The 22,996-nt window shown below is 63.0% G+C and carries 23 protein-coding genes; 18 read left to right on the top strand and 5 right to left on the bottom strand.

Translation table 11 applies throughout. The annotated features are described in order from the left end of the window. Positions 1-7: 7 nt before the first annotated feature. Genes HU729_RS15660 through HU729_RS15650 form a run of 3 tightly spaced genes read left to right on the top strand, consistent with a single transcriptional unit; the run spans position 8 to position 2,309 of the window. Positions 8-718 (top strand): DUF484 family protein, encoded by a 711-nt coding sequence (locus HU729_RS15660; protein ID WP_186710916.1) that lies wholly within the window; start codon positions 8-10, stop codon positions 716-718. Further along, positions 718-1,617, top strand: a complete 900-nt coding sequence (gene xerC / locus HU729_RS15655; protein WP_186667369.1) for a tyrosine recombinase XerC — start codon at positions 718-720, stop codon at positions 1,615-1,617. Before HU729_RS15660 ends, xerC begins: the two co-directional genes overlap by 1 nt. After that, positions 1,614-2,309 carry an HAD family hydrolase gene (locus HU729_RS15650; protein ID WP_186710914.1) on the top strand — a complete coding sequence of 232 codons (696 nt, stop codon included), beginning with the start codon at positions 1,614-1,616 and terminating at the stop codon, positions 2,307-2,309. Before xerC ends, HU729_RS15650 begins: the two co-directional genes overlap by 4 nt. 78 nt (positions 2,310-2,387) lie before the next feature. On the opposite strand, the gene sutA is transcribed toward HU729_RS15650, so the two are convergent. From sutA to glnK, 3 genes are all read right to left on the bottom strand, one after another. Next, positions 2,388-2,717: a transcriptional regulator SutA gene (gene sutA / locus HU729_RS15645; protein ID WP_186667367.1), complete on the bottom strand. Its 330-nt coding sequence runs from the start codon at positions 2,715-2,717 to the stop codon at positions 2,388-2,390. Positions 2,718-3,155: 438 nt separating this feature from the next. Next, entirely contained in the window at positions 3,156-4,490 is a 1,335-nt protein-coding gene (locus tag HU729_RS15640; RefSeq protein ID WP_186710912.1) for an ammonium transporter, read from the bottom strand. Positions 4,491-4,537: 47 nt separating this feature from the next. After that, positions 4,538-4,876 (bottom strand): P-II family nitrogen regulator, encoded by a 339-nt coding sequence (glnK, locus tag HU729_RS15635; RefSeq protein WP_002555808.1) that lies wholly within the window; start codon positions 4,874-4,876, stop codon positions 4,538-4,540. A 411-nt stretch (positions 4,877-5,287) separates the two neighbouring features. Between glnK and HU729_RS15630 the strand changes: the two genes are divergently transcribed. From HU729_RS15630 to HU729_RS15615, 4 genes are all read left to right on the top strand, one after another. Further along, positions 5,288-5,551, top strand: a complete 264-nt coding sequence (locus HU729_RS15630) for an accessory factor UbiK family protein (protein ID WP_065861730.1) — start codon at positions 5,288-5,290, stop codon at positions 5,549-5,551. A gap of 900 nt (positions 5,552-6,451) precedes the next feature. Beyond that, on the top strand, positions 6,452-9,166 hold the full coding sequence (gene mgtA, locus HU729_RS15625) for a magnesium-translocating P-type ATPase (RefSeq protein WP_186710911.1): 2,715 nt from the start codon (positions 6,452-6,454) through the stop codon (positions 9,164-9,166). Positions 9,167-9,186: 20 nt separating this feature from the next. Then, on the top strand, positions 9,187-9,573 hold the full coding sequence (locus HU729_RS15620) for a DUF2493 domain-containing protein (protein ID WP_186710908.1): 387 nt from the start codon (positions 9,187-9,189) through the stop codon (positions 9,571-9,573). Further along, the gene (locus HU729_RS15615) at positions 9,563-9,733 is read left to right on the top strand and encodes a hypothetical protein (protein ID WP_186667362.1); all 171 of its coding nucleotides are present in this window, start codon (positions 9,563-9,565) and stop codon (positions 9,731-9,733) included. Before HU729_RS15620 ends, HU729_RS15615 begins: the two co-directional genes overlap by 11 nt. 239 nt (positions 9,734-9,972) lie before the next feature. Here the strand turns inward: HU729_RS15615 and HU729_RS15610 are convergent, their stop codons facing one another. Beyond that, positions 9,973-10,482, bottom strand: coding sequence for a hypothetical protein (locus HU729_RS15610; protein WP_186710906.1), 510 nt, complete (start codon positions 10,480-10,482; stop codon positions 9,973-9,975). A 422-nt stretch (positions 10,483-10,904) separates the two neighbouring features. Here HU729_RS15610 and HU729_RS15605 point away from each other — a divergent pair, with 422 nt between their 5' ends. The 8 genes from HU729_RS15605 (at position 10,905) to HU729_RS15570 (ending at position 17,778) form a co-directional block, all read left to right on the top strand. Next, a complete protein-coding gene (locus HU729_RS15605) occupies positions 10,905-11,153 on the top strand; it encodes a hypothetical protein (RefSeq protein WP_054893665.1) in 249 nt (82 codons plus the stop codon). A gap of 27 nt (positions 11,154-11,180) precedes the next feature. Next, positions 11,181-11,432, top strand: a complete 252-nt coding sequence (locus tag HU729_RS15600; RefSeq protein WP_054893666.1) for a DUF3077 domain-containing protein — start codon at positions 11,181-11,183, stop codon at positions 11,430-11,432. A 313-nt stretch (positions 11,433-11,745) separates the two neighbouring features. Further along, entirely contained in the window at positions 11,746-12,210 is a 465-nt protein-coding gene (locus tag HU729_RS15595) for a hypothetical protein (protein ID WP_054893667.1), read from the top strand. A gap of 93 nt (positions 12,211-12,303) precedes the next feature. Continuing rightward, a complete protein-coding gene (locus HU729_RS15590) occupies positions 12,304-13,074 on the top strand; it encodes a hypothetical protein (protein ID WP_186667358.1) in 771 nt (256 codons plus the stop codon). Between the two features lie 72 nt (positions 13,075-13,146). Next, positions 13,147-13,848: an ABC transporter ATP-binding protein gene (locus tag HU729_RS15585; RefSeq protein ID WP_186667357.1), complete on the top strand. Its 702-nt coding sequence runs from the start codon at positions 13,147-13,149 to the stop codon at positions 13,846-13,848. Further along, positions 13,841-15,055: an ABC transporter permease gene (locus HU729_RS15580; protein ID WP_186710904.1), complete on the top strand. Its 1,215-nt coding sequence runs from the start codon at positions 13,841-13,843 to the stop codon at positions 15,053-15,055. The genes HU729_RS15585 and HU729_RS15580 overlap by 8 nt, the downstream gene beginning before the upstream one ends. After that, a complete protein-coding gene (locus tag HU729_RS15575) occupies positions 15,048-16,526 on the top strand; it encodes a TolC family protein (RefSeq protein ID WP_186710902.1) in 1,479 nt (492 codons plus the stop codon). Before HU729_RS15580 ends, HU729_RS15575 begins: the two co-directional genes overlap by 8 nt. Continuing rightward, positions 16,519-17,778, top strand: a complete 1,260-nt coding sequence (locus HU729_RS15570; protein WP_186710900.1) for a biotin/lipoyl-binding protein — start codon at positions 16,519-16,521, stop codon at positions 17,776-17,778. The genes HU729_RS15575 and HU729_RS15570 overlap by 8 nt, the downstream gene beginning before the upstream one ends. A 177-nt stretch (positions 17,779-17,955) precedes the next feature. Here HU729_RS15570 and leuA read toward each other — a convergent pair whose 3' ends face one another. Continuing rightward, on the bottom strand, positions 17,956-19,653 hold the full coding sequence (leuA, locus tag HU729_RS15565; RefSeq protein WP_186667353.1) for a 2-isopropylmalate synthase: 1,698 nt from the start codon (positions 19,651-19,653) through the stop codon (positions 17,956-17,958). Positions 19,654-20,018: 365 nt separating this feature from the next. On the opposite strand from leuA, the gene HU729_RS15560 reads away from it, so the two are divergent. The 3 genes from HU729_RS15560 to HU729_RS15550 all read left to right on the top strand — a co-directional run bounded on the left by HU729_RS15560 (position 20,019) and on the right by HU729_RS15550 (position 22,954). After that, the gene (locus HU729_RS15560) at positions 20,019-21,506 is read left to right on the top strand and encodes a YifB family Mg chelatase-like AAA ATPase (protein WP_186710898.1); all 1,488 of its coding nucleotides are present in this window, start codon (positions 20,019-20,021) and stop codon (positions 21,504-21,506) included. A gap of 143 nt (positions 21,507-21,649) precedes the next feature. Next, the gene (locus HU729_RS15555) at positions 21,650-21,904 is read left to right on the top strand and encodes a DUF2790 domain-containing protein (RefSeq protein WP_238348386.1); all 255 of its coding nucleotides are present in this window, start codon (positions 21,650-21,652) and stop codon (positions 21,902-21,904) included. A 33-nt stretch (positions 21,905-21,937) separates the two neighbouring features. Beyond that, entirely contained in the window at positions 21,938-22,954 is a 1,017-nt protein-coding gene (locus HU729_RS15550; protein ID WP_186710894.1) for an alpha/beta hydrolase, read from the top strand. The last annotated feature ends 42 nt before the right edge of the window (positions 22,955-22,996 follow it).

The following is a 22,996-nucleotide window of genomic DNA, read 5'->3' as shown; positions in this document are numbered from 1 at the left end:
ATCCGCCATGACCGATCAGCCACAGGTTGTACCCGAGCAAGCCACCGACCTCGACGCCGAGGCGGTGGTCGCCTACCTGCGTGCCCACCCAACCTTCTTCGCCGAGCATGACGAACTGCTCATCGAGCAGCGCATCCCCCACCAGCGCGGCGACAGCGTGTCGCTGGTGGAACGCCAGCTCAAGCTGCTGCGCGACCGCAACATCGAGATGCGCCATCGCCTGTCGCAATTGATGGATGTGGCCCGCGACAACGACCGGCTGTTCGACAAGACCCGCCGCCTGATCCTCGACCTGCTCGACGCCAGCAGCCTGGAAGAGGTGGTGATGGCGGTCGAAGACAGCCTGCGCCAGGAGTTCCAGGTGCCCTTCGTCAGCCTGATCCTGTTCGGTGAGAACGCCGCGCCGGTCGGGCGCTGGGTCAGCGGTGCCGAGGCGCAACAGGCCATCGGTGGCCTGCTGGGCAGCGGCAAGACGGTCAGCGGCAACCTGCGCGAGCATGAGCTGGCCTTCCTGTTCGGCGAAGACCAGCGCAAGGATGTCGGTTCCAGTGCCGTCGCCTCGCTCGAGCACCAGGGCCTGCACGGCGTGCTGGCCATTGGCAGCCGCGACCCGCAGCACTACAAGAGCAGCGTCGGCACCCTGTTCCTCACCTACATCGCCGAAGTCCTCGGTCGCGTGGTTCCGCGCTTCACCCAGACGCTGCGCTCGGTGCGCTGATGGAACGCCAGCTGGAAGCTTATTGCGCGCACCTGCGCAACGAGCGCCAGGTGTCCGAGCACACCCAGCTGGCCTACCGCCGCGACCTGGAGAAGGTGGTCGAATTCTGCAACACCCAGGGCATCGCCAGTTGGCAGGCCCTGCAGATCCAGCAATTGCGCCAGCTGGTGGCGCGCCTGCACCACCACGGCCAATCATCGCGCAGCCTGGCGCGCCTGCTTTCGGCGGTGCGCGGCCTGTATCGCTACCTCAACCGTGAGGGGCTTTGCCAGCATGACCCGGCCAACGGCCTGACCCCGCCCAAGGGTGAGCGTCGCCTGCCCAAGACCCTCGACACCGACCGCGCCCTGCAACTGCTCGACGGCGGCGTCGACGACGACTTCATCGCCCGTCGTGACCAGGCCATTCTCGAACTGTTCTATTCCTCGGGCCTGCGCCTGTCGGAACTGACCAACCTCGACCTCGAACAACTGGACCTGGCGGGCGGGCTGGTCCAGGTGCAGGGCAAGGGTGGCAAGGCCCGCGTCCTGCCGGTCGGGCGCAAGGCGCGCGAGGCGCTGCAGGCGTGGCTGAAACTGCGCGGGATCAGCGCGCCACGCGACGGGGCGATGTTCGTCACCCGCCAAGGCAAGCGCCTGGGGCCACGGGCCATCCAGTTGCGGGTCAAGGTCGCCGGCGAACGCGAACTGGGCCAGCACCTGCACCCGCACATGCTCCGCCACTCCTTCGCCAGCCACCTGCTCGAATCATCCCAGGACCTGCGAGCGGTACAGGAGATGCTCGGCCACGCCGACATCAGCACCACACAGATCTACACCCACCTGGACTTCCAGCACCTGGCCGCCGTCTACGACAGCGCCCATCCACGGGCCAAACGCAGCAAAGGCAGCGACTCATGAGTATCAAGCTGATCACCTTCGACCTGGACGACACCCTGTGGGACACCGCACCGGTGATCGCCAGTGCCGAGACCGTCCTGCGCGACTGGCTTGCCGCCAATGCCCCAACCCTGGGCGGTGTGCCGGTCGAGCACCTGTATGCCATCCGCGAACGCCTGGTGCAGGCCGAACCGGGCCTCAAGCACCGCATCAGCGCCCTGCGCCGGCGCGTGCTGTTCCACGCACTGTCCGACGTCGGCTACAGCGAGCAACACGCCCAGGAGCTTGCCAATGAAGCCTTCGAGGTGTTCCTGCATGCCCGGCATCAGGTCGAGGTGTTTCCCGAAGTGCAGCCGGTACTGGAGATCCTGCGCCATCACTATGTGCTGGGCGTCGTGACCAACGGCAATGCCGATGTGCGGCGGCTGGGGATCTCGGACTACTTCCGCTTCGCCCTGTGCGCCGAGGACCTGGGGATCGGCAAGCCGGACCCGGCGCCGTTCCGCGAAGCGCTCAAGCGCGGCGAGGTCGAAGCCAGTGCGGCGGTACACATCGGCGATCACCCGGGAGACGACATCGCTGGGGCCCAACGCGCCGGCCTACGCGCGATCTGGTTCAACCCCCAGGGTAAGGCCTGGGCCGGCGAGCAGGCGCCGGATGCCGAGATCCAGCGCCTGTCGCAACTGCCCGACGTGCTCGCACGCTGGCGCTGACGGCCCTATCGCGGGGCACGTCGGATTCCACCCACAAAAAAGCCCGCAGCGACGGCGGGCTTTCTTGTATCCAGCCACTCAGATAGGGCGGCTGCCGTACTTGTTGTCCGGCTTCTTGGGCGGATCGGCGACCACGTTGGCCTCGACTTCCTGGACCTTGCCACCGCGTGCCAGGAACTCTTCCATGGCGCGCGCCAGCGCGTCGCGCTCCTTCTGCTTGGCTTCCATGCTCGGCATCTCGTCTACCGAGACTGCCGCCTTGGACTTGCCTTTGGCGGCAGGTGCAGGGCTGCTGTCGTCGTCGCCGGCGTCTTCCGCGCCATCGTCGGATGCCGCGTCAAGGGCCTCATCACCCTCGTCTTCGTCGCCTACTTCGAGGTCATCATTTTCCAGATCGTCGTCGCTCATGTTCTACCTCATGACTTGCGAAAAGCAGGTTAGTTATAGACCAGTGATGCCGTAGACCGGCAGCCACCAGTGAAAATTCAACTGGCCGTGGGTTGGCCACTGCCTTGGATGTACGGCCCCTGGTGAGGGCGTTTCACCCAGCAGATCCCAGCTCCTGGCGGGATCTGACGAAATCCTTGAGCCACCGCTGCTGGCCTTGCGCTATTGGCAAGCCTAGCAAAGCGTGGCGAAGTGTGTGGAAGGCACTGCAAACACCCTTCCGGCGCGCATTCTAGCGCGCCGGGAGAAAAAACAAAGCTCCATCAGTACCCGCTTTTCTGTAAGTTTTCTGCCTGCGTCACGAACGTGCCGGATAAACCGTTTGCCTATCGGCGAAACGGTAAAAATCAGGCAAAAAAATGCCCGGACAAGCCGGGCAAGTTTTTTACTGCAGGGCGGTTACAGGTTGTAGCCGCGCTCGTTGTGCTGAGCCAGGTCGAGGCCGACCGACTCTTCTTCTTCGTTGACCCGCAGGCCCATTACCACGTCCAGCACCTTGAGGATCACGTAGGTGACGATGGCGGTGTAGGCCACGGTGAAGATCACGCCCTTGGCCTGGACCCAGACCTGCGCACCGATATCGGTGACCGCGCCGAAGCCGCCCAGGGCCGGTGCTGCGAACACACCGGTGAGAATCGCGCCGACGATACCGCCAATACCATGCACACCGAAGGCATCCAGCGAGTCGTCGTAGCCCAGCTTGCGCTTGAGGCTGGTGGCGCAGAAGTAGCAGATCACACCCGACGCCAGGCCGATTACCAGGGCGCCCATAGGGCCGACGGTGCCGGCAGCCGGAGTGATGGCGACCAGGCCGGCGACCACACCCGAAGCGATGCCCAGGGCGCTGGGTTTGCCGTGGCCGATCCACTCGGCGAACATCCAGCCCAGCGCGGCGGCGGCGGTGGCGATCTGGGTCACCAGCATGGCCATGCCGGCAGTGCCGTTGGCCGCTGCAGCGGAACCTGCGTTGAAGCCGAACCAGCCGATCCACAGCATGGCCGCGCCGACCAGGGTGTAGCCGAGGTTGTGCGGAGCCATCGGCGTGGTCGGGTAGCCTTTGCGCTTGCCCAGTACCAGGCACGCCACCAGACCTGCGATACCGGCGTTGATGTGCACCACGGTGCCGCCCGCGAAGTCCAGTACGCCCCAGTCCCACATCAGTGCACCGTCACCGCTCCAGACCATGTGCGCGATCGGCGCATAGACCAGGGTGAACCACACGCCCATGAACACCAGCATGGCGGAGAACTTCATGCGTTCGGCGAAGGCACCGACGATCAGTGCAGGAGTGATGATGGCGAAGGTCATCTGGAAGGTGATGAACACCGCCTCAGGGAACAGCGCGGTGGCCGAGGTCAGGCCAGACGGCGTCACACCGGCGAGGAAGGCTTTGGAGAAGCCGCCGATGAACGAGTTGAAATTGAGCACGCCCTTTTCCATGCCGGTGGTATCGAAGGCGATGCTGTAGCCGTAGATGACCCACAGGACGCTGATCAGACCGGTGATGGCGAAGCACTGCATCATCACCGACAGCAGGTTCTTGGAGCGCACCATGCCACCGTAGAACAGGGCCAGGCCCGGGATGGTCATGAACAGTACCAGCGCCGTGGCCGTGAGCATCCAGGCGGTGTCGCCGGAGTTCAGTACCGGGGCGGCTGCTTCCTCTGCCAGGGCAAGGCCAGGCATTACGAGGGACAATAGGGCTCCTAGCCCTGCGATCTTGCGCAGAGTCATTTGTTTTCTCCTGGGGCGTTTGGGTTTGGTGAGGCTTGTTGTGTCGCTTAGATCGCGTCGGTATCGGTTTCGCCGGTACGGATGCGGATCGCCTGCTCCAGATTCACCACGAAGATCTTGCCGTCGCCGATCTTGCCGGTGTTGGCCGCCTTGGTGATGGCTTCGATCACCCGGTCCAGGTCCTTGTCATCGATGGCGACATCGATCTTGACCTTGGGCAGGAAATCGACCACGTATTCGGCGCCACGGTACAGCTCGGTATGGCCTTTCTGCCGGCCGAAGCCTTTGACTTCGGTCACGGTGATGCCTTGCACGCCGATTTCCGACAGCGACTCGCGCACGTCGTCCAGCTTGAACGGCTTGATGATGGCAGTGACTAGCTTCATGAAACTCTTCTCCCGATTTGGTGGACTTGCCCCAGGAAAACAAACCCGTCTCAAGTCTAAGCGCAGCGCCTGGCTTTGTAACGCGTCGTCGGCTCCATTCCCCCACCGACGCACGTTTTCGGCGGGTGACGAGGGACCCTTGCGGCTCCGCCTGCACACTGCCCGATCACAAGGGACTGCATCAGTGCATGGCGCACAGAGGCCTTTGCAGAAACCTTGCCAGATCCGGCAAAAGGCCAGAAAACAAGTAGTTGCGTGCAATGCTCGGGATTAGCCCATGGCCAGTACGGCGAAAGCTGCACGATTCTGGTGCATAGAGTCATAGCGAGCTGCTCAAAAAGTGTGCATCCAGCCCCCGGAATACGCCGTGCTACACTGCCCACCTTTCACACGCACGGAACAACCCGACCCATGCTCGCGCCCAAAGCCCTTCTCGACGCCCTGAGCGACCAGGCCTCGCGCCTGTTCAGCGGCGACACCGCGCAGCCGCGCGCCGAACTCGAAAGCCAGTTCAAGATCCTGATGCAGAGCGCGTTCAGCAAGCTGGACCTGGTCAGCCGTGAAGAATTCGACAGCCAGATGGTGGTCCTGGCGCGCACCCGCGCGCGCCTCGAAGCCCTGGAGAAGCAAGTGGCCGAGCTGGAGGCGCGCATGGCGCCACCGGCCCAGGACTAGCCACCCTTAGGGATATCCGGCCGGCCTCCGCGCAGAGGCCGGCCGGAAACATCAAACGCTTCCTACAAACAATAGGGAGCATTCAAACAAGATGAAACTTATTTAAAGTTCACCTCCCCGGTTGACTTCGATACTACCCTTGAATAAAGTTCGCTCGCCCTGAGAAAAGGGGCCTTTTTTCCATTCACTGAAGAATTCAATGGACACAGTATCTAGTCGCTGCCTGACCGCCGCCGCACGGCCCGGTCAGGCACTTGAACCGGAACACCGGTCCCGACACCCTGGTCGGGCAAGCCGCGCCAGAGCCTGATGCTCCGCCGTGACTTGCCCCAGCCGGTGTCCGCCGGTTGGAGGCAAGCTCATGAACCTCACGTCATTCGTTTCACATCGCCTGCACGCCTGCCTGGCGCGTTTGCAGGCCCGCGCCTGGCCGCCCCGTGGCCCGTGCGCTCCAGCCCAGCCCTCCGCCGCCGTGTGCGGCCCGCAGTTGCGTGCCGTATGGCAGGCACACCCCTGCCACGGAAAACTTCAGTTGCGCCTGCACTGGCACCACGACGACAGCCAGGACCCTCCAGGTAGACGGGGGCTGCTGGCACGCCTCTGCGCTCGCCTGAGCCCCCAGACGCTCCACTGAACAACTGATATAGAACAGTAACTTCTGATCGAACTTTCAATCTTGAAAGTTCGCCGGACGGTTATTGCCCATTGTTTATTAACGAGAAATACAAACATGGAATGCGCGAGTAGAAAGTTCGCTGCCGAAACAACTTCCGACCCTCGGCAGCGGACAGACAACTGTCGGAAAAACCAAGCATTTTTCTGCGACCCGACATGCCTTCGTTCACCCCCTGAGTGAAACGTCTGTGTGTCGTGCCGCCGCAGCGGCAGGAGCACAGCAACATGACCGTCAAACACCGCAACACCCCACCGGCCAAGGCCGAACGCGAAACCCGCCTGTCCACCCGCGCCGCCCGTGAAGCGCGCAATGGCCTGTCCGTCACCCTCGCCAACCTCGATGCGAGCGAGCATGGCCTGACCGAACACGAAGCCGCCAAGCGCCTGCAGCGCGACGGCGCCAACCAGGTCGCCCACGACCAGCAACCCCACGCCCTGGTGCAACTGCTCAAGGCCCTGCACAACCCCTTCATCTACGTCCTGCTGACCCTGGCCGGGATCAGTTTCGTCACCGACTACTGGATGCCGATCAGCGCAGGTGAAGCGGATGACGCCGACCTGACCAAGGTCATCATCATCATGACCATGGTCAGCCTCAGCAGCCTGCTGCGCTTCTGGCAGGAGTACCGCTCGAACAAGGCCGCCGACGCCCTCAAGGCGATGGTGCGCACCACGGCCACCGTGCTGCGCCGCGAACAGTTCGGCCAGCCGCCGCGCCTGCGCGAACTGCCCATGGACGAACTGGTGGCCGGCGACATCGTGCAGCTTTCGGCGGGCGACATGATTCCCGCTGACATCCGCCTGCTCGAATCACGCGACCTGTTCATCAGCCAGGCGGTGCTCACCGGCGAAGCGCTGCCGGTCGAGAAGTACGACACCCTGGGCAATGTCGCGCAGAAGTCCGCCACGACTGACAGCGCTGACCAGGACAACCTGCTCGAACTGCCGAACATCTGTTTCATGGGCACCAACGTGGTCAGCGGCCGCGCCCGCGCCGTGGTGGTCGCCACCGGTCGACGCACCTACTTCGGCTCCCTGGCCAAGGCCATCGCCGGCTCGCGCAGCCAGACCGCCTTCGACCGCGGCGTGAACAGCGTCAGCAGCCTGCTGATCCGCTTCATGCTGGTGATGGTACCGGTGGTGTTCATGATCAATGGCCTGGTCAAGGGCGACTGGGGCGATGCCTTCCTCTTCGCCCTCGCCGTGGCCGTGGGCCTGACCCCGGAAATGCTGCCGATGATCGTCAGCGCCAACCTGGCCAAGGGCGCCGTGGCCATGGCCCGGCGCAAGGTGGTGGTCAAGCGCCTGAACGCCATCCAGAACCTGGGCTCGATGGATGTGCTGTGCACCGACAAGACCGGCACCCTCACCCAGGACCGGATCATCCTCGAGCACCATGTGCGCATCGACGGTGAGCGCGACAAGCGCATCCTCGAGCTGGCCTGGCTCAACAGCCACCACCAGAGCGGCGTGCGCAACCTGATGGACCAGGCCGTACTCCACTTCGCGGCCCAGGACCGCGCGTTCCAGGCGCCCTACGCCTACGCCAAGGTCGACGAGCTGCCGTTCGACTTCATTCGCCGTCGCCTGTCGGTGGTGGTGAAGAACGCCCTGGGCGATCACCTGATGGTGAGCAAAGGCGCGGTCGAGGAAATGCTCGCCATCGCCACCCATGTGCAGGAAGGCGAAAGCGTCGTGGCCCTCGATGAGCGTCGGCGCCAGCGCCTGCTGGCCAGCGCCGATGCCTTCAACCGCGACGGCTTCCGCGTGCTGGTGGTCGCCACCCGCGACATTCCGGCAAGCGAAGGCAAGGCGCAGTACCACACCGACGACGAGCGCGACCTGGTGATCCAGGGCTTCCTGACCTTCCTCGACCCGCCCAAGGAAACCGCCGGCCCGGCCATCGCCGCCCTGCGCGACATGGGCGTGCGGGTCAAGGTACTGACTGGCGACAACCCGGTGGTCACCTGCAAGGTGTGCCGCGAAGTCGGCCTGGAGCCCGGCCTGCCGCTGCTTGGCCAGGACATCGAGCGCATGGACGACACCACCCTGAAGATTCAGGTCGAAGAACGCACCGTCTTCGCCAAGCTCACCCCACTGCAGAAATCCCGCGTGCTCAAGGCGCTGCAGGCCAACGGTCACACCGTGGGCTTCCTCGGCGACGGCATCAACGACGCTGCCGCCCTGCGTGACGCCGACGTCGGTATCTCGGTGGACAGCGGCACCGATATCGCCAAGGAATCGGCAGACATCATCCTGCTGGAAAAAAGCCTGATGGTGCTCGAGGAGGGTGTGCTCAAGGGTCGCGAAACCTTCGGCAACATCATGAAGTACCTGTGCATGACCGCCAGCTCCAACTTCGGCAACGTGTTCTCGGTGCTGGTGGCCAGTGCGTTCATTCCCTTCCTGCCGATGCTGGCGATCCACCTGCTGCTGCAGAACCTGATGTACGACTTCTCCCAGCTGTCGCTGCCGTGGGACCGCATGGACAAGGAGTTCCTCAGCGAACCGCGCAAGTGGGATGCCCGCAACATCGGCCGCTTCATGCTGTGGATCGGCCCGACGTCGTCGATTTTCGACATCACCACCTTTGCCCTGATGTGGTACGTGTTCGCCGCCAACAGTGTCGAGATGCAGGCGCTGTTCCAGTCCGGCTGGTTCATCGAAGGGCTGCTGTCGCAGACCCTGGTGGTGCACATGCTGCGCACCCGCAAGGTGCCGTTCTTCCAGAGCACTGCGGCGCTGCCGGTGATCCTGGCCACGGGCCTGGTGATGGCGCTGGGCATCTACATCCCGTTCTCGCCAGTGGGCGCGATGGTCGGTCTGGTGCCGCTGCCGTGGGAATACTTCCCTTGGCTGGTCGCCACCCTGCTGGGCTACTGCGTGGTCGCTCAGACCATGAAAACCCTCTACATCCGCCGCTTCGGACAGTGGTTCTGAGCCAGCAGGGAGAGCAGACCATGCGCGTACTGATCTGTGCGGGACGCAACTACGCCGACACCCGGCGCTGCCGCCAGGCCCTGGACGATGTCCAGCGCCAGCGGCCGATCCAGGTGTTGATTCACGGCGGCAGCCAGTTCCTCGGTGGCGAGATCGAAAGCTGGGCACGCGAGCACGGCGCCGACCTGGTGCGCTACCCGCCCAACTGGCAGTTGCACGGCAAGCAGGCCGAACGCCTGCGCAACCTGTTCATGTTCACCGACAGCCGCCCCGACTTGTTGCTCGCCCTGCCCGGGGGCGACGACACCGAGGAGCTGCTGGCCAGGGCTCGCGGCGCTGGTGTGCAGGTGATCTGCGGCAGGCAACCACGACAACCCGAGCGAGAGGAGCATTGCCATGACGCCTGAAAAGCCTGATGAACGAGCCCGTTTCTCGCTCACCCACGACCTGCCACCCGCCCAGGCCCGGGCGGCGCGGCGCAATGTGCTGTTTGTGATCGTGACCTTGGTGTTGAGTGGGGTGTTGGTGGTGTTGTTTGGGGTTGAGGCGCGGCTGTCTGGAGGCTGAGAAAAAATGCAGAGGTTGAGGCGTCTTTGGAGGCGGCGCCTAACCGGCTAGCGCCCGCATTCTTGCTCTTGCTCCACCAACTGACTTAACATGGCATCTGACTACGGCGACAGCAGAAAATTTGTCGGCGGAGCTGCGTAGGCCTGGCATGCCAAGGTCATATGAAGGGAAATCGCAAGCATCTGGGTTGTTCTGCTTCAGTGCAGGAGACTCGCTTTCGAGGCCGTCCTTCCGCGTAGTCACCTGATATTCCGAATCTTGGCCTCGGTCGCGTGATACGCAGTGACCGGGGCCAAGTACCTTCTGGCGCCGTCAACACGCACTTCTACTACAGCCACCGCGTAAAATTTGCCCCCTCCCACCACTACCTGACGCCCTGTATTGAAGACTATGGCTTGGGAATGCTTGGGCTTGTTCAACCCAATCTGGCTGTAAGCTGAGTAGGCCGCTACCAAAATGGCCAGGACTTCTGCTGCACTGCAATTATCCTTGGACCCGCGCGAAGCCATAGGATGAGCTACAGCCTCCAGATCGATGAGGATTCCGCGCTGGTTGGGTACAGGCCAGCCTTTCAGTTGGCATATTTTCTTTACCCTATCCAGTTGCTTTGGGGTTAGAAGAAAGCTGAAGACAGGCGCATGCCTGACCTGTTTGAGCGGTATACCTGCTTCCCGCATTACGCTGACCTGTTGCATCAAGGTTCTGAAAGCGTCTTCGAGGGACAGATCTCCTCGTTTGTCATGATGCATTGCCAGTCCTAACACTGCCTGCTTTCTCACTCACCGCTCAGCATCGCATTACCGGTGAAACTCATGCCTGTGCAACGCATGGCTGAATTTTGCGGCTGGCTTTGACCGTACGACAAGTCCGAACATGCTGCTAAAACCTTCGATTGTGCGCGACTAGGAAGTATCCTACGCGCTTTGCGGAAGCCTCTTAATTGTCGGGGAAATGCCTCAGGGATAACTTCGCTGGGTCGCCCACATTGGCGGCTGGGTGTGAGAAGCCCAAGTGTTTCAGGAATGGCTTCCCGTCATGGTAGCCGTGCGCGAGCAGGTTTCGACCTGGCCGTGTCCCTGGACCACGGACTTCTCACCTCGTGCACGGCTGCCACCCTAATCCGTGAGAAGGGTTCTGGTGGCAGCTCCAGATGTCGTCCAGGAGTTGAACCATGAAGAAACTCGTCCCCGACCCACCCCGCCTCAAGCTCATCAACAACCCCTACTTCTCCATCCACACCGACATGACCCCTCCCGACGCCCTGGCTCACGCCAGCGAGCTGTTACGCGGCGTTGCCGAAACCATCGACGAACACTGCCGCACCTATGCCGGTGTACCCGGCCTGCACATGCTGTCGAACGCCGCGCACTCCGCCGAAACGGCTCGCGCGCTGATCGAACATGCGCTGAACCGGATGTGACCCTGAGCCCGTCAAGGAGTGATGAACATGAGCGGTAACCAATCCGGTCGCACCACCGCAGGTGTTGCCACCTTTCTCGAGATGTTTCGCGTACAGCCCGGTGTCCCCTATGAGCGCGCCATCGAAGAAATCTCAGTGCTGGTGGGCTGTACACGTGATCTGAGCGATCAGTTCACAGGGGAGGCGAACCCTGCGGCAATCACCGCCCTGCACTACCTCAGCGCCCTGGCCAAGGCGTTGTTGAATGATCTTGAAGTCAGCCGCAACGCTGGCGTCTGAAACCTCACGACCAAGCCTCGATACCGCCTCGGCATCGAGGCCCAGGCAAATGCTGCACGAGCACGCTTCAATGAGCTGTAGTCTCAGGCCGCGCAAGAATCCGTCACTAAAGTATTCCCTCCCTGTGCCGTTAACTGCCTCAACTGGAAGGATTTATTTAGCTGGACTTTGCGCAAGTCGAGCTAACCCATGGAAGGCACCGATGCAAAGTGACCGGAAAGGACATGCAGCTGCCGTAACGCTGCAGACCGGGCAAGGCGGACTGTCGTCCGTCGTGCGACATACGAAAATGTCAACACATGGAAAATACGCTATGCAATTCAAGAAACGGATCTTCGCGGCCCTGGCCGTTACCTCCCTGTTCGCTGCCGGTGCAGCGCATGCAGGCCCTCCCGTGCAGATCACCGTCAAGAACCTGGGCACTGCCGAAGCCAAGTACTCGATGATCGGCAACAACGAAGCCCTGACCAACGCCAGCGCAACGCCCAAGCCCAAAGATTCGATCCTGCCGAACCAGGCCTTCACCTTTGTCGTGACCGGCCCCCTGAGCCCAGACATCACCACCGCCTTCGTGCGCTACGCCATCGGCGGCAAGTCCTGCGTGTTCCGTACCTCGTTCGTCAACACGATTGCCCCGGGCGGGCTGGGTGGCACCATCACCAAGATCCCGAAATGGACCAAGGATGCCGATGCCAGCGGCGGCGCTCGCTGCACCGCAACCATCACCTCGACCAGCCTGTCGAACTATTCGTGGAACGTCGAATTCACGATCAAGTAAGTCGCTGAACGTTCTGCCCCGGAGCGATCCGGGGCAGAACGGGTCCAAAGTAGACGCAGCATCCCCGCTGCCCAGAGAGATACGGAGACGATCATGGATGGTGTCAACAGCCTGCCGGCGTCACAGGTAAAAACCCTCAACGCAACTCAAGGCACTGGCAAGCCAGATGAAAAGCCTGACGCCACGGCCTCGGTCGCGGCGCCCCAGAAAACGGGCAACTCGGATAACGCCAGCATCTCGCCACTGGCGCAGTTGCTCAGCGACGCAGCAGCACGGGCGGCAAAGCGCGACGCCAGTACTGACCGTAGCGGCCTGAAAGCCATCGCCGAGCAGGTAACCCGCGCTATTCACAGCCCGGCGTTCGAGCAGTCCAAGGTCGAACGCGATGCCGAAACGCCCGCTTCGGACGACCCACAGCGCCTCGAGCAAGCACGTCAGGCAACCGCCTTCCTGAACAACAAAGGTTCCAACCCGTTCGCGGGCATGTCCATGGAACAACTCTCTCTAGTCGTGCATGACGACAGCGGTGCATTTACAGTCAACGAACGGCGCGCAGCGCTGGTGGAGACCGGTGCACAAGAAGAGGCTTGGTCCAGGGCGGTTTCGCAGAAGTTGATGGACGAGTACAACCGCGACGGGCACATGTCACCTAAAACCCTTCAAGGCATCCTGGATTATTACAAGGGCCTGCCGCCGATCATGGAAGCCCAGCTTCCCGACAACTACGAACATGATTTGAACAAACTCATCCAGTACGCCGAAAAAGAACAATCGCACAGCAAGGATCAACTCCAATCGCTGCTCGATCTGGTCTTGGCAAAACGCCTTGAATACACCGACAAGACAGCAACGCAAGACACCTGAATTTATTCAACCAGGTGCCCATCGTATTGAGTGGGAATACCTGAACAGATTCCCAAGGATCGTGGGCAATGGATGCCTGAGTCACCCAACCAGACGCTGATTCGCCTGCAAGGCGTGACGCATGCGTACAGCTCCCATAGCGCCGCGCGGCCCGTGCTGCGTGATGTCTCGTTGTCGGTCAAGGCCGGCCAAAGTTGCGCTATCGTTGGCGCCTCGGGCTCGGGCAAAAGCACCTTGCTCAGCCTGATCGGTCTGCTCGACCAGCCCACCCAAGGACACCTCCACCTGGCAGGCCGCGACATGACCCTGGCAACCGATGGCGCCCGCGCAGTGATGCGCAACCAGCACATCGGCTTCGTTTTTCAGGGCTTCAACCTGCTGCCGCGTCTGGATGCCCTCGACAATGTCGCCTTGCCGCTGCTTTACCGTGGCGAGCCACGCAACTCGGCACGGGAGGCGGCGCGCCAGCAGTTGCGCCGGGTAGGCCTCGGCGAACGGCTGCACCACCGCCCGGCAGAGCTCTCCGGGGGCCAACGCCAGCGAGTGGCCATTGCCCGCGCCCTCGTCGGTGAGCCCCAACTGCTGCTCGCCGACGAGCCCACCGGCAACCTCGATGGCCAGACTGCACAAGACATCATCGAACTGCTGCTGGCTCTCAACCGTGAGCAGGGCGTCACCCTGATCATCGTCACCCATGACCTGGGGATTGCCCGTCGTCTGCAACGCTGCCTGCAGGTTGTCGAGGGCTGCATACGCGAGGTCGTGCATGGTTAGCACGCGAGCCTACGGCCCATCCCTCGCTCAGCGCCTTTCTGAACCATTCGATAGCCTCCAGCGCCTGGGACGCCGGGCCATTCTGGCGTTGCTCGGTATCGCAGTCGGCTGCGCAGCCGTGGTTGCGCTGCTGAACATTGGGCATAACGCCCAGCGCCAGGCGATGGCGGTGTTCAAGGGCATGGGCAGTAACCTGCTGGTCGCCGACGTGCAATGGCCTGCAGGCGCCCACTTGTCGGCACAGGCAACGCAGCCCTTCGACGCCCAAGCCGTGCGCGAAGCCGAGCCGGGACTGCGTGCAATCAGTCCGCTGAGCCTGTCGTCGGTACGCGTGAGTCTGCACGGACGAACACACGACGCGCTGCTAGCCGGGGTAGATCCGCAACTGGCCGAAGTACTCGACCTGAGATTGATAGAGGGGCGTTTCATCAGCCCTTACGACAGCCGCAGCACCCATGCGGTACTGGGCGAGCGCCTTGCCGCCGATCTGGCCGCACAGGGCATGCCGGTCATGCCTGGCGCACAGCTACAGATCGCAGGCTACGTGTTCCAGGTGATCGGCGTATTGCACGGCATCGGACAAAACCCACTGCTGCCGCTGTCGATCGACGACAGCTTGCTGATCCCGCTCGAAGGTATGCGACGGCTGGTCAGCGCATCTCAGGTGGGTACCGTTCTGGCGCGCACTGCCGACGGTGCCGACCCACTTGCCGTCGCCCCTCGCCTGCAGGCGCGGTTGCAGACCGCACTGCCCGGTCGCACGATCGATGTCCAGGCTCCCCAGCAGTTGCTCGCCGGTATCGCCCAGCAGTCGCGGCTGTTCTCCTGGCTGCTGGCAGGGCTGGGCGGCATTGCCCTGCTGGTGGGCGGTGTCGGGGTGATGAACGTGATGCTGATGAACGTCTCCGAACGCCGCCGCGAGATCGGCGTGCGCATGGCACTAGGCGCCCGCCCGCAAGATATCGCCTGGCTGTTTCTCCTCGAAGCGGTGGTACTGGCCGTGACCGGCGCAGCTTGCGGTGCAGTGCTGGGCGTGGGCGCGGGGTGGCTGTTTACTTTGCTGTCTGGCTGGGCCGACTTCAGCCTCGCCCCCCTGTCGTTGCCACTTGGCATCGGAGGCGCAGTCCTCACCGGGCTGTTCTTCGGCTTGAGCCCGGCGCTGTCTGCCGCCCGCCTGCAACCGGTACAGGCGTTGCGCGATGATTGAGCGCTGCCTGGCCTTGCTACTGCTGATCATGAGCACCGGGCCTGCCCTGGCCAGCCTGGCGCTCGCGCCTTCCCAGGCGACCCGGTCGAGCGCACCTTCGCCAGCCGTTTCCAGCCTCTCGCTGAAGGCACAGCGCATTGATTTGAGCCTAAGCGACGCGATCTACCTCGGTCTGCGCGACAACCGCGGGATCCGCAGCGCCTATCTGGATCGAATTGCTCAGAAGTTCGACCTGCGGGTGGCCGAGGATCGTTTCAGCCCCAAGCTGCTCATCCGCGGCAACTACCTGTCCAATCACAACCAGGCCGACCGCTATCGCCAAGGGGATATCACACCCACTACGACCCTGCTGACTCCTTACGGCACCCGCCTGAGCCTGGGCTGGACCTATCGTCACACCGAGGCCGAACTGGCCGGGCTGACCCGTAACGACGGCGCCAACATCACGGTCATCCAGCCGCTGCTGCGCGGTGCCGGCAGGGATGTCGCCACGGCACCGGTGCAACTGGCCCGCCTGGGCGAGCAGGTCAACCGGCTGGCGTTGAAAGACACCGTGGCGCAGACCATCACCCGAATCATCATCGGTTATCACACTCTGCTGCAGACCCAGGAGCAGTTGCAGATTGCCCGCGACGCCCTGCAGCGGGCCAATCAATTGCTCGAGGTGAACCAGGCAATGATTGCTGCCGGTCGCATGGCAGCCTTCGAGATAGTCCAGACCGAAGCCGAAGTCGCCACCCAGGAGCTCGGACTGGAAGACGCCCGCAATCAACAGCAAGCCGCGCGCCTGGCTCTGTTGCAGATGCTGGCGCTGGATCTCGATACCCCCATCGTCGCCAGCGACACGGTCCATGCAGACGCGATCGATGTCGACACCTCCTTGGCCCTTCAACAGGCTCAGGCCCTGCAACCGACCTACCTCATCGAACTGATTGCCGGCGAGCAAGCAACGATCAACCTGACGGTGGCGCGTAACGAGCGCCTGTGGGACGTCTCTCTGGTCGGTGGTGGCGCCCAGGTACGTGAACGCAACAACCTCAACGGCAGCGCGCGCAGTTGGGAGAATTATGTGGGTGTTCAAGTGGAAATTCCGATCGGTGACCTGAGTACCCGTCAGGCTGAAGTACATGCGCGTGTCGGGGTGGAAACCCAGGAAGTCCGGTTGCAGGAAGCACGTCAGCAACTCCAGCGGGACGTGACCAATGCCGTGCGCGACATCGGCGTGCGCTGGCGCCAGTACCAGATTGCCCTGCGCGCGCAGGAATTGTCGCAACGCAAACTAGCGATCGAACGAGAAAAACTCACCGTCGGCCGATCAAGCAACTTCCAGGTTCTGAGTTTCGAGAACGACCTGCGCACGGCGCAGAATACGCGCCTGGGTGCGCTCATCAGCTACATGAACGCCCAGGCCGAACTGGACCAGACCCTGGGCACCACGCTGGACAGTTGGGACATTGCACTGAATGACTAGGTTTTGCTCGATCACTGGCGGCCGCGCGCTACTGGTGCTGGCCCTCGCCAATCTGCCGGGCTGCTACGGCGATGCGGATGAGCAGCCGGGCGCTTCCCCGCAAGCGCAGTGGGTGCAGGTAGCACCGCGCCTGCTGGAAAATCGCCTGGGCCTGGTAGGCCACCTGCAGTCAATGGACCACATCACCCTCGCTGCACCTTTCGATGGGCTGATCGCCGACGTGCGCGTACAGGAGGGCCAGCACGTCGAGAAAGGCCAGGTGCTGGTGACGCTGGACCCTGCGCAGCTGCAAGTGCAATTGCGCCAGGCACAGGCTGAGCTGCTCAAGGCCCGTCGAGAGGCGCAACGCCTGGAACGTTGGAGCTCCAGCCCAGAAGTCGCCCGCGCACGGCGCGCAGTGGCGGCCGCGAACCAGAACCTATCCCGCAGCGAGAATAGCCTGCGCGATACCCAGGCGCTGTTCGAGCGCGGCATCGTCGCGCGAATGGAGGTCGAAAGCCTGGCTCAGCAGGTGAACACCCAGCGCCAGGACCTGACCGCCGCCAACGAGGATCTGCTTACAACACTTGCGCACGGCCACGGCGAGGAGCTCAGCATCGCGGCAATGGAACTGGCCAACGCCCAAGCGCGCCATCAGGCCCTCGAGCAGTTGTATGCACGACGCGAACTGCTCGCTCCGCTGGCCGGGTATGTGGTTCGCCCGGCCCCTCAAGAGGGCGGAAAATCCGTTCCCCTGCAAACGGGTGTCGCCGTTACCCAGGGGGTACCGCTGCTCGGCGTGATAGGCCAGGAGCGCTTCCAGGCCTTGAGCCGGGTGGAAGAGACCGACCTGCGCCTACTGCACGAAGGCATGCCGGTGCAGATCAGTGGCGACGGCTTTTCCGGTGAACTGAGCGGTCGCCTGACCGCCATCGGTATCCAGAGCGAGACGGCTGATACGCAAGGCGCCGGAGCCCAGTACCCAGTGAAGGTGTCGATCGACCTGCCAGCACAGCCCTTGCAGCACCCCATGCGCGCGGGGATGAGCGCACGCCTGTCGATCATTCTGCAGCGTGACGAACAGGGTATCGCCATTCCCCCGCACGCATTGCGCGATGATGGCCAGGGGGGACGCTACGTGGTGTATCGAGCGACGCCACAGGCTGCGGTCGAGCAGATTCCGGTGACGACCGGTGCAGCGGTGCCCGAGGGCGTGATGGTGCGGGGGCTGGAGGCTGGGCTGGTGGAGGTGCAGGAGCGCACGCCCGACTGAAGAACTGCCAGGTTCGAAGACCAAAATCCGGAAACCAGGATGATCTGACAGTGTTCAATGCGTGAACTGAGCTGCAAGGTCCGCATGTATACATCGCCTTCCATGCGGACCTCGTGGCTGGCCACCACCGCACCATGCCCGCAGTCTGTTCCCAAGGCTTCCAATGCCGATATCGCCTCAGGCCGTGACGATGGTATTGCCCAAGGGCTCGAGCAGGCCCTGGCGAGTAGCCCTGCACACGGCACTGACCAAAGCCTGCAGCGAAGCCTGGAGAATGCTGCTGTCTTTACCAACACCGAAAAGCAGCTGGTTGTTGACGCGAATTTCCACATAGGCGATCGTCTCGGCCTGGGCGCCATCACGTACCGCATGCTCATGGTAGTCGGCGATGTCGAAATTCAGGCCAAGTGCGGCAAAGGCGTTGACCAGCGCGGCGAGCGGCCCGTTACCCTCCCCGGTCAATGGCAGGCGGCCACCGTCAACGAGCAATTGAGCACTGACGTAGGTGCTTGCTCGGTCACTGGTGAGCATGGGCTGGGTCAGGGTGTAGGGCCTGCCCTGCTGCAGATAGGTTTCAGTGAAGCAGGCCAGGATCATATCGCTGGTCACTTCCTGGCCTTCGGCATCGGCAACCCGCTGCACCACGCCGCTGAACTCCATTTGCAGACGCCGCGGCAGCACGATGCCCTGCTGCTCCAGCAGATACGCCACGCCTCCCTTGCCCGACTGGCTGTTGACCCGGATCACCGCCTCATAGCTGCGCCCCATGTCGGCAGGGTCGATCGGCAGGTAGGGGATTTCCCAATAACCGTGAGGGTTTGCGCGGCGGCGCGCAAAGCCTTTCTTGATCGCGTCCTGATGAGAGCCGGAGAACGCAGTGAACACCAACTCACCGGCATAGGGATGACGAGGATGGGTAGGTAACTGGTTGCAGTACTCGACCTCACGCTGAACGTGGGTGATGTCCGAGAAGTCCAGTTCAGGGCTGATGCCGCTGGTATACAGATTCATGGCCAAGGTCAGGATATCGACGTTGCCGGTGCGCTCGCCATTGCCGAACAGCGTCCCCTCGACCCGTTCGGCACCCGCCAGGCACGCCTGCTCGGCAGTTGACACCCCGGTGCCGCGGTCATTGTGTGGGTGCACGCTGATGATCACGCTGTCTCGCTGGCTCACATGCCTGCAGAACCATTCGATCTGGTCGGCGAACACGTTGGCCGTCGACACCTCGACGGTTGTGGGCAGATTGAGAATCATCTTGTTGGACGGCGTTGGCTGGAACTCGGCGATGACCGCGTCGCAGATTTCCAGGCCGAAGTCCAACTCGGTGAAGCAGAACGTTTCCGGCGAATACTGGTAGGTCCACTGGGTTTGCGGATTGGCCTGCATCAACGCCTTGATCTCACGGGTGGCCTGGGTGGCAATATCGATACAGCCAGCGCGGTCGACACCGAACACGACTTCGCGGAACACAGGGGCCGTGGCGTTGTAGACATGCACAATGGCCCGCGGCACGCCCTTGAGCGCCTCGAAGGTGCGCTCGATCAGGTGAGTACGCGCCTGAGTCATGACCTGGATGGTGACATCGTCAGGGATTGCGCCGCTTTCGATAAGCTCACGGACGTAATCGAAATCAGTCTGCGAAGCCGCCGGAAAACCTACCTCGATCTCCTTGAACCCGACCTTGACCAGCAGATCGAAGAAGCGGCGCTTGCGCTCGGCGTTCATCGGTTCTATCAGGGCTTGGTTGCCGTCGCGCATATCAACGCTGCACCAGACCGGTGCGGCTTTCTGTACCTGGCCAGGCCAGGTGCGGTCCGGCAGATCAACCACGTTGAAATGGCGGTACTTAGTGGAAGGGTTCTTCAACATCATGGTGGCGTTCTCCTTGGCCTGTAAGCGATCGTGCTGGCGCTGGGTGAGGTGAGCGTATATCTGATATTGGATCCAATTTATGCTGAAAGCGCTTAGTCTGGATTGCGTTCTGTTTACCCAGAAACAGGGTTATGTTTTTTAAAATTGCTGATAAATCAATTTTCTTAGTGAATACTTGCCATATGACATAAAAAGTATCTTCACGCTGCTGCGCCACGGTGGGCCTGACGGACTGTGTCCACTCAACAAAAAAACGCCATGCCTTGGCAAAATCTCGTCGCACTCTTCACCCGCCACTGCCCACGCCCCTGGCTATCCTTGCCCCTGCCGCAGGACGCGGCATCCCCAGTGACCAAGGAGTGTCCATGTCTCTCGCCCTCGTCCACAGCCGCGCCCAGGTCGGGGTGCTGGCGCCCGCTGTCAGCGTCGAAACCCACTTGGCCAACGGTCTGCCCAACCTCACCCTGGTCGGCCTGCCCGAGGCCACGGTCAAGGAAAGCAAGGACCGGGTACGCAGTGCCATCGTCAATTCCGGCCTCGAATACCCGGCCCGACGCATCACCCAGAGTCTCGCCCCCGCCGACCTGCCCAAGGATGGCGGGCGCTACGACCTTGCCATCGCCCTGGGCATCCTCGCCGCCAACGGCCAGGTGCCGGTGGCGACCTTGGTCGATTTCGAATGCCTGGGCGAGTTGGCGCTATCCGGGGCATTGCGCCCGGTACAGGGCGTGCTGCCGGCGGCGCTGGCGGCGCGGGAGGCCGGGCGGGCACTGGTGGTGCCACGGGAGAATGCCGAGGAAGCGAGTCTGGCCAGTGGGCTGGTGGTGTATGCGGTCGGGCATCTGCAGGAGCTGGTAGCGCACCTCAATGGCCAGGCACCGCTGCCAGCCTATGCCGCCAATGGCCTGACACTGCGCGCGCGCCCCTATCCGGACCTGAGCGAAGTGCAGGGGCAGATCGCGGCCAAGCGCGCCCTGCTGGTCGCGGCGGCGGGGGCGCACAACCTGCTGTTTACCGGGCCACCCGGCACTGGCAAGACCTTGCTTGCCAGCCGCCTGCCGGGCTTGCTGCCACCGCTGGACGAGCACGAGGCGCTGGAGGTTGCGGCCATCCAGTCGGTCAGCGGCAAGGCACCGATCGACTGCTGGCCACAGCGGCCGTTTCGCCACCCTCATCACAGCGCGTCGGGCCCGGCACTGGTCGGTGGCGGCAGTCGGCCACAGCCTGGGGAAATCACCCTGGCCCATCATGGGGTGCTGTTTCTCGACGAGCTGCCCGAGTTCGAACGCCGTGTGCTGGAGGTGCTGCGCGAGCCGCTGGAGTCGGGCGAGATCGTGATTTCACGGGCCAGGGACCGGGTGCGCTTTCCTGCGCGCTTCCAGCTTGTAGCGGCGATGAACCCCTGCCCCTGCGGCTACCTGGGCGACCCGGCAGCCCGCTGCCGGTGCAGCCCTGAGCAGATCCAGCGCTACCGCAACAAGCTCTCGGGCCCGCTGCTCGACCGCATCGACCTGCACCTGACCGTCGCACGCGAAAGCACCACCCTCAGCCACCAGCCCAGTGGCGAGACCAGCGCCAGCGTCGCTGCCCAGGTCGCCCAGACCCGCGAGCGGCAACAGCGTCGCCAGGGTTGTGCCAACGCGTTTCTCGATATGCCAGGCCTGCGCAAACATTGCGACCTGAAATCCGCCGACCAGTCATGGCTGGAAGGCGCGTGCGAGCGACTCAACCTTTCGTTGCGCGCCGCCCACCGCCTGCTCAAGGTCGCCCGCACCCTGGCTGACCTTGAACAGGCCGAGCGCATCGCCCGCTCCCATCTGGCCGAGGCCCTGCAATATCGCCCTGGCAGTTGACTCGACGCCCGCACCACCACCGATAACCCCACTCAATCTTCTCCATAGCGGAAATATATTTTGCGCGCTAAATATTTGCGCGCAATATTCGACTCAAGCAGCAAGCAGTCGCTGATCCCTTACCGAACCCTTGGAGAATGATCATGACCACCCTTCGCAAAGCCTTCGCCATCGCCACCCTGACCCTCGGCACCACTGCAGGCGCCTTCGCCCAGTCCATCGAGGCCACGCCATACCAGTACGGCATGAACCTGGACATCGCCCAGGTCATCGCGGTCGATGCTCCGAACAGCACTCGCAGCCATGCCTCCGCCGCCACCCTCACCTACCGCGATAGCAGCGGCCAGGTGCAGAAGGTCAGCTACATCCACCCAACCACCACCGCCAACCAGAACTGAACCCCACGGCCCGACCCCAGAGGAGCTTGAACCATGAAACTGTCCCGCACCCTGACCGCCGGCCTGCTCGCCCTCGCCGTCAACAGCGCCTTCGCCGCCGGTAGCGCCGGCGTCGAGCACACCACCCAAGGCTTCCTCGATGCCCTGGCCGCCGGTGGCGGCAAGCCGCTGGAAACCTTGGCGCCCAAAGATGCACGGGCCGTGCTCAGCGGTGCGCAGGCCAGCGTCAAGGTCGATCTTTCGGGTATCCAGGTCGAGCGTCGCACACTGCAGATCGACGGCAAGCCGCTGGACATCCGCGTGGTGCGCCCGCAAGGCGCGAAAGGTGAGCTGCCAGTGTTCATGTTCTTCCACGGCGGTGGCTGGGTGCTGGGCGACTACCCGACCCACGAGCGCCTGATCCATGATCTGGTGGTCGGCTCCGGCGCGGCGGCAGTCTATGTCGACTACACGCCATCGCCAGAAGCGAAGTTCCCCACCGCGATCAACCAGGCCTACGCCGCGACCCGCTGGGTGGCCGAGCACGGCAAGGAAATCGGTGTGGATGGCAGCCGACTGGCCGTGGCCGGTAACAGCGTCGGCGGCAACATGGCGGCGGTGGTGGCGATCAAGGCCAAGGAAGCGGGTACACCCAAGCTGCGGTTCCAGGCGCTGTTGTGGCCGGTGACCGACGCCAACTTCAACAATGCATCGTACAACCAGTTTGCCGAAGGGCACTTCCTGACCCGCAACATGATGCAGTGGTTCTGGGACAGCTACACCACCGACCCGCGTCAGCGTGATGACATCCATGCCTCGCCACTGCGGGCTAGCCTGGATCAACTCAGAGGCCTGCCGCCAGCACTGGTGCAGACCGCCGAAATGGATGTGCTGCGTGACGAAGGCGAAGCCTACGCCCGCAAGCTCGATGCTGCCGGTGTGCCGGTGACTGCCGTGCGCTACAACGGCATGATCCATGACTTCGGATTGCTGAACGTGCTGGGGCAGGTGCCCGGAACTCGTAGCGCGATGAATCAGGCGGCGCAGGCGCTGAAGGAACATCTGCAATAACGATAGTCGCCTCACCGGCCTCTTCGCGGGCAAGCCCGCTCC

Source organism: Pseudomonas sp. RW10S2, assembly GCF_014268985.1.
In the GTDB taxonomy this organism is placed as follows: Bacteria; Pseudomonadota; Gammaproteobacteria; order Pseudomonadales; family Pseudomonadaceae; genus Aquipseudomonas; species Aquipseudomonas wayambapalatensis.
The sequence above is the reverse complement of the archived record's forward strand: the minus strand, read 5'-3'. Positions and strand labels throughout refer to the sequence as shown.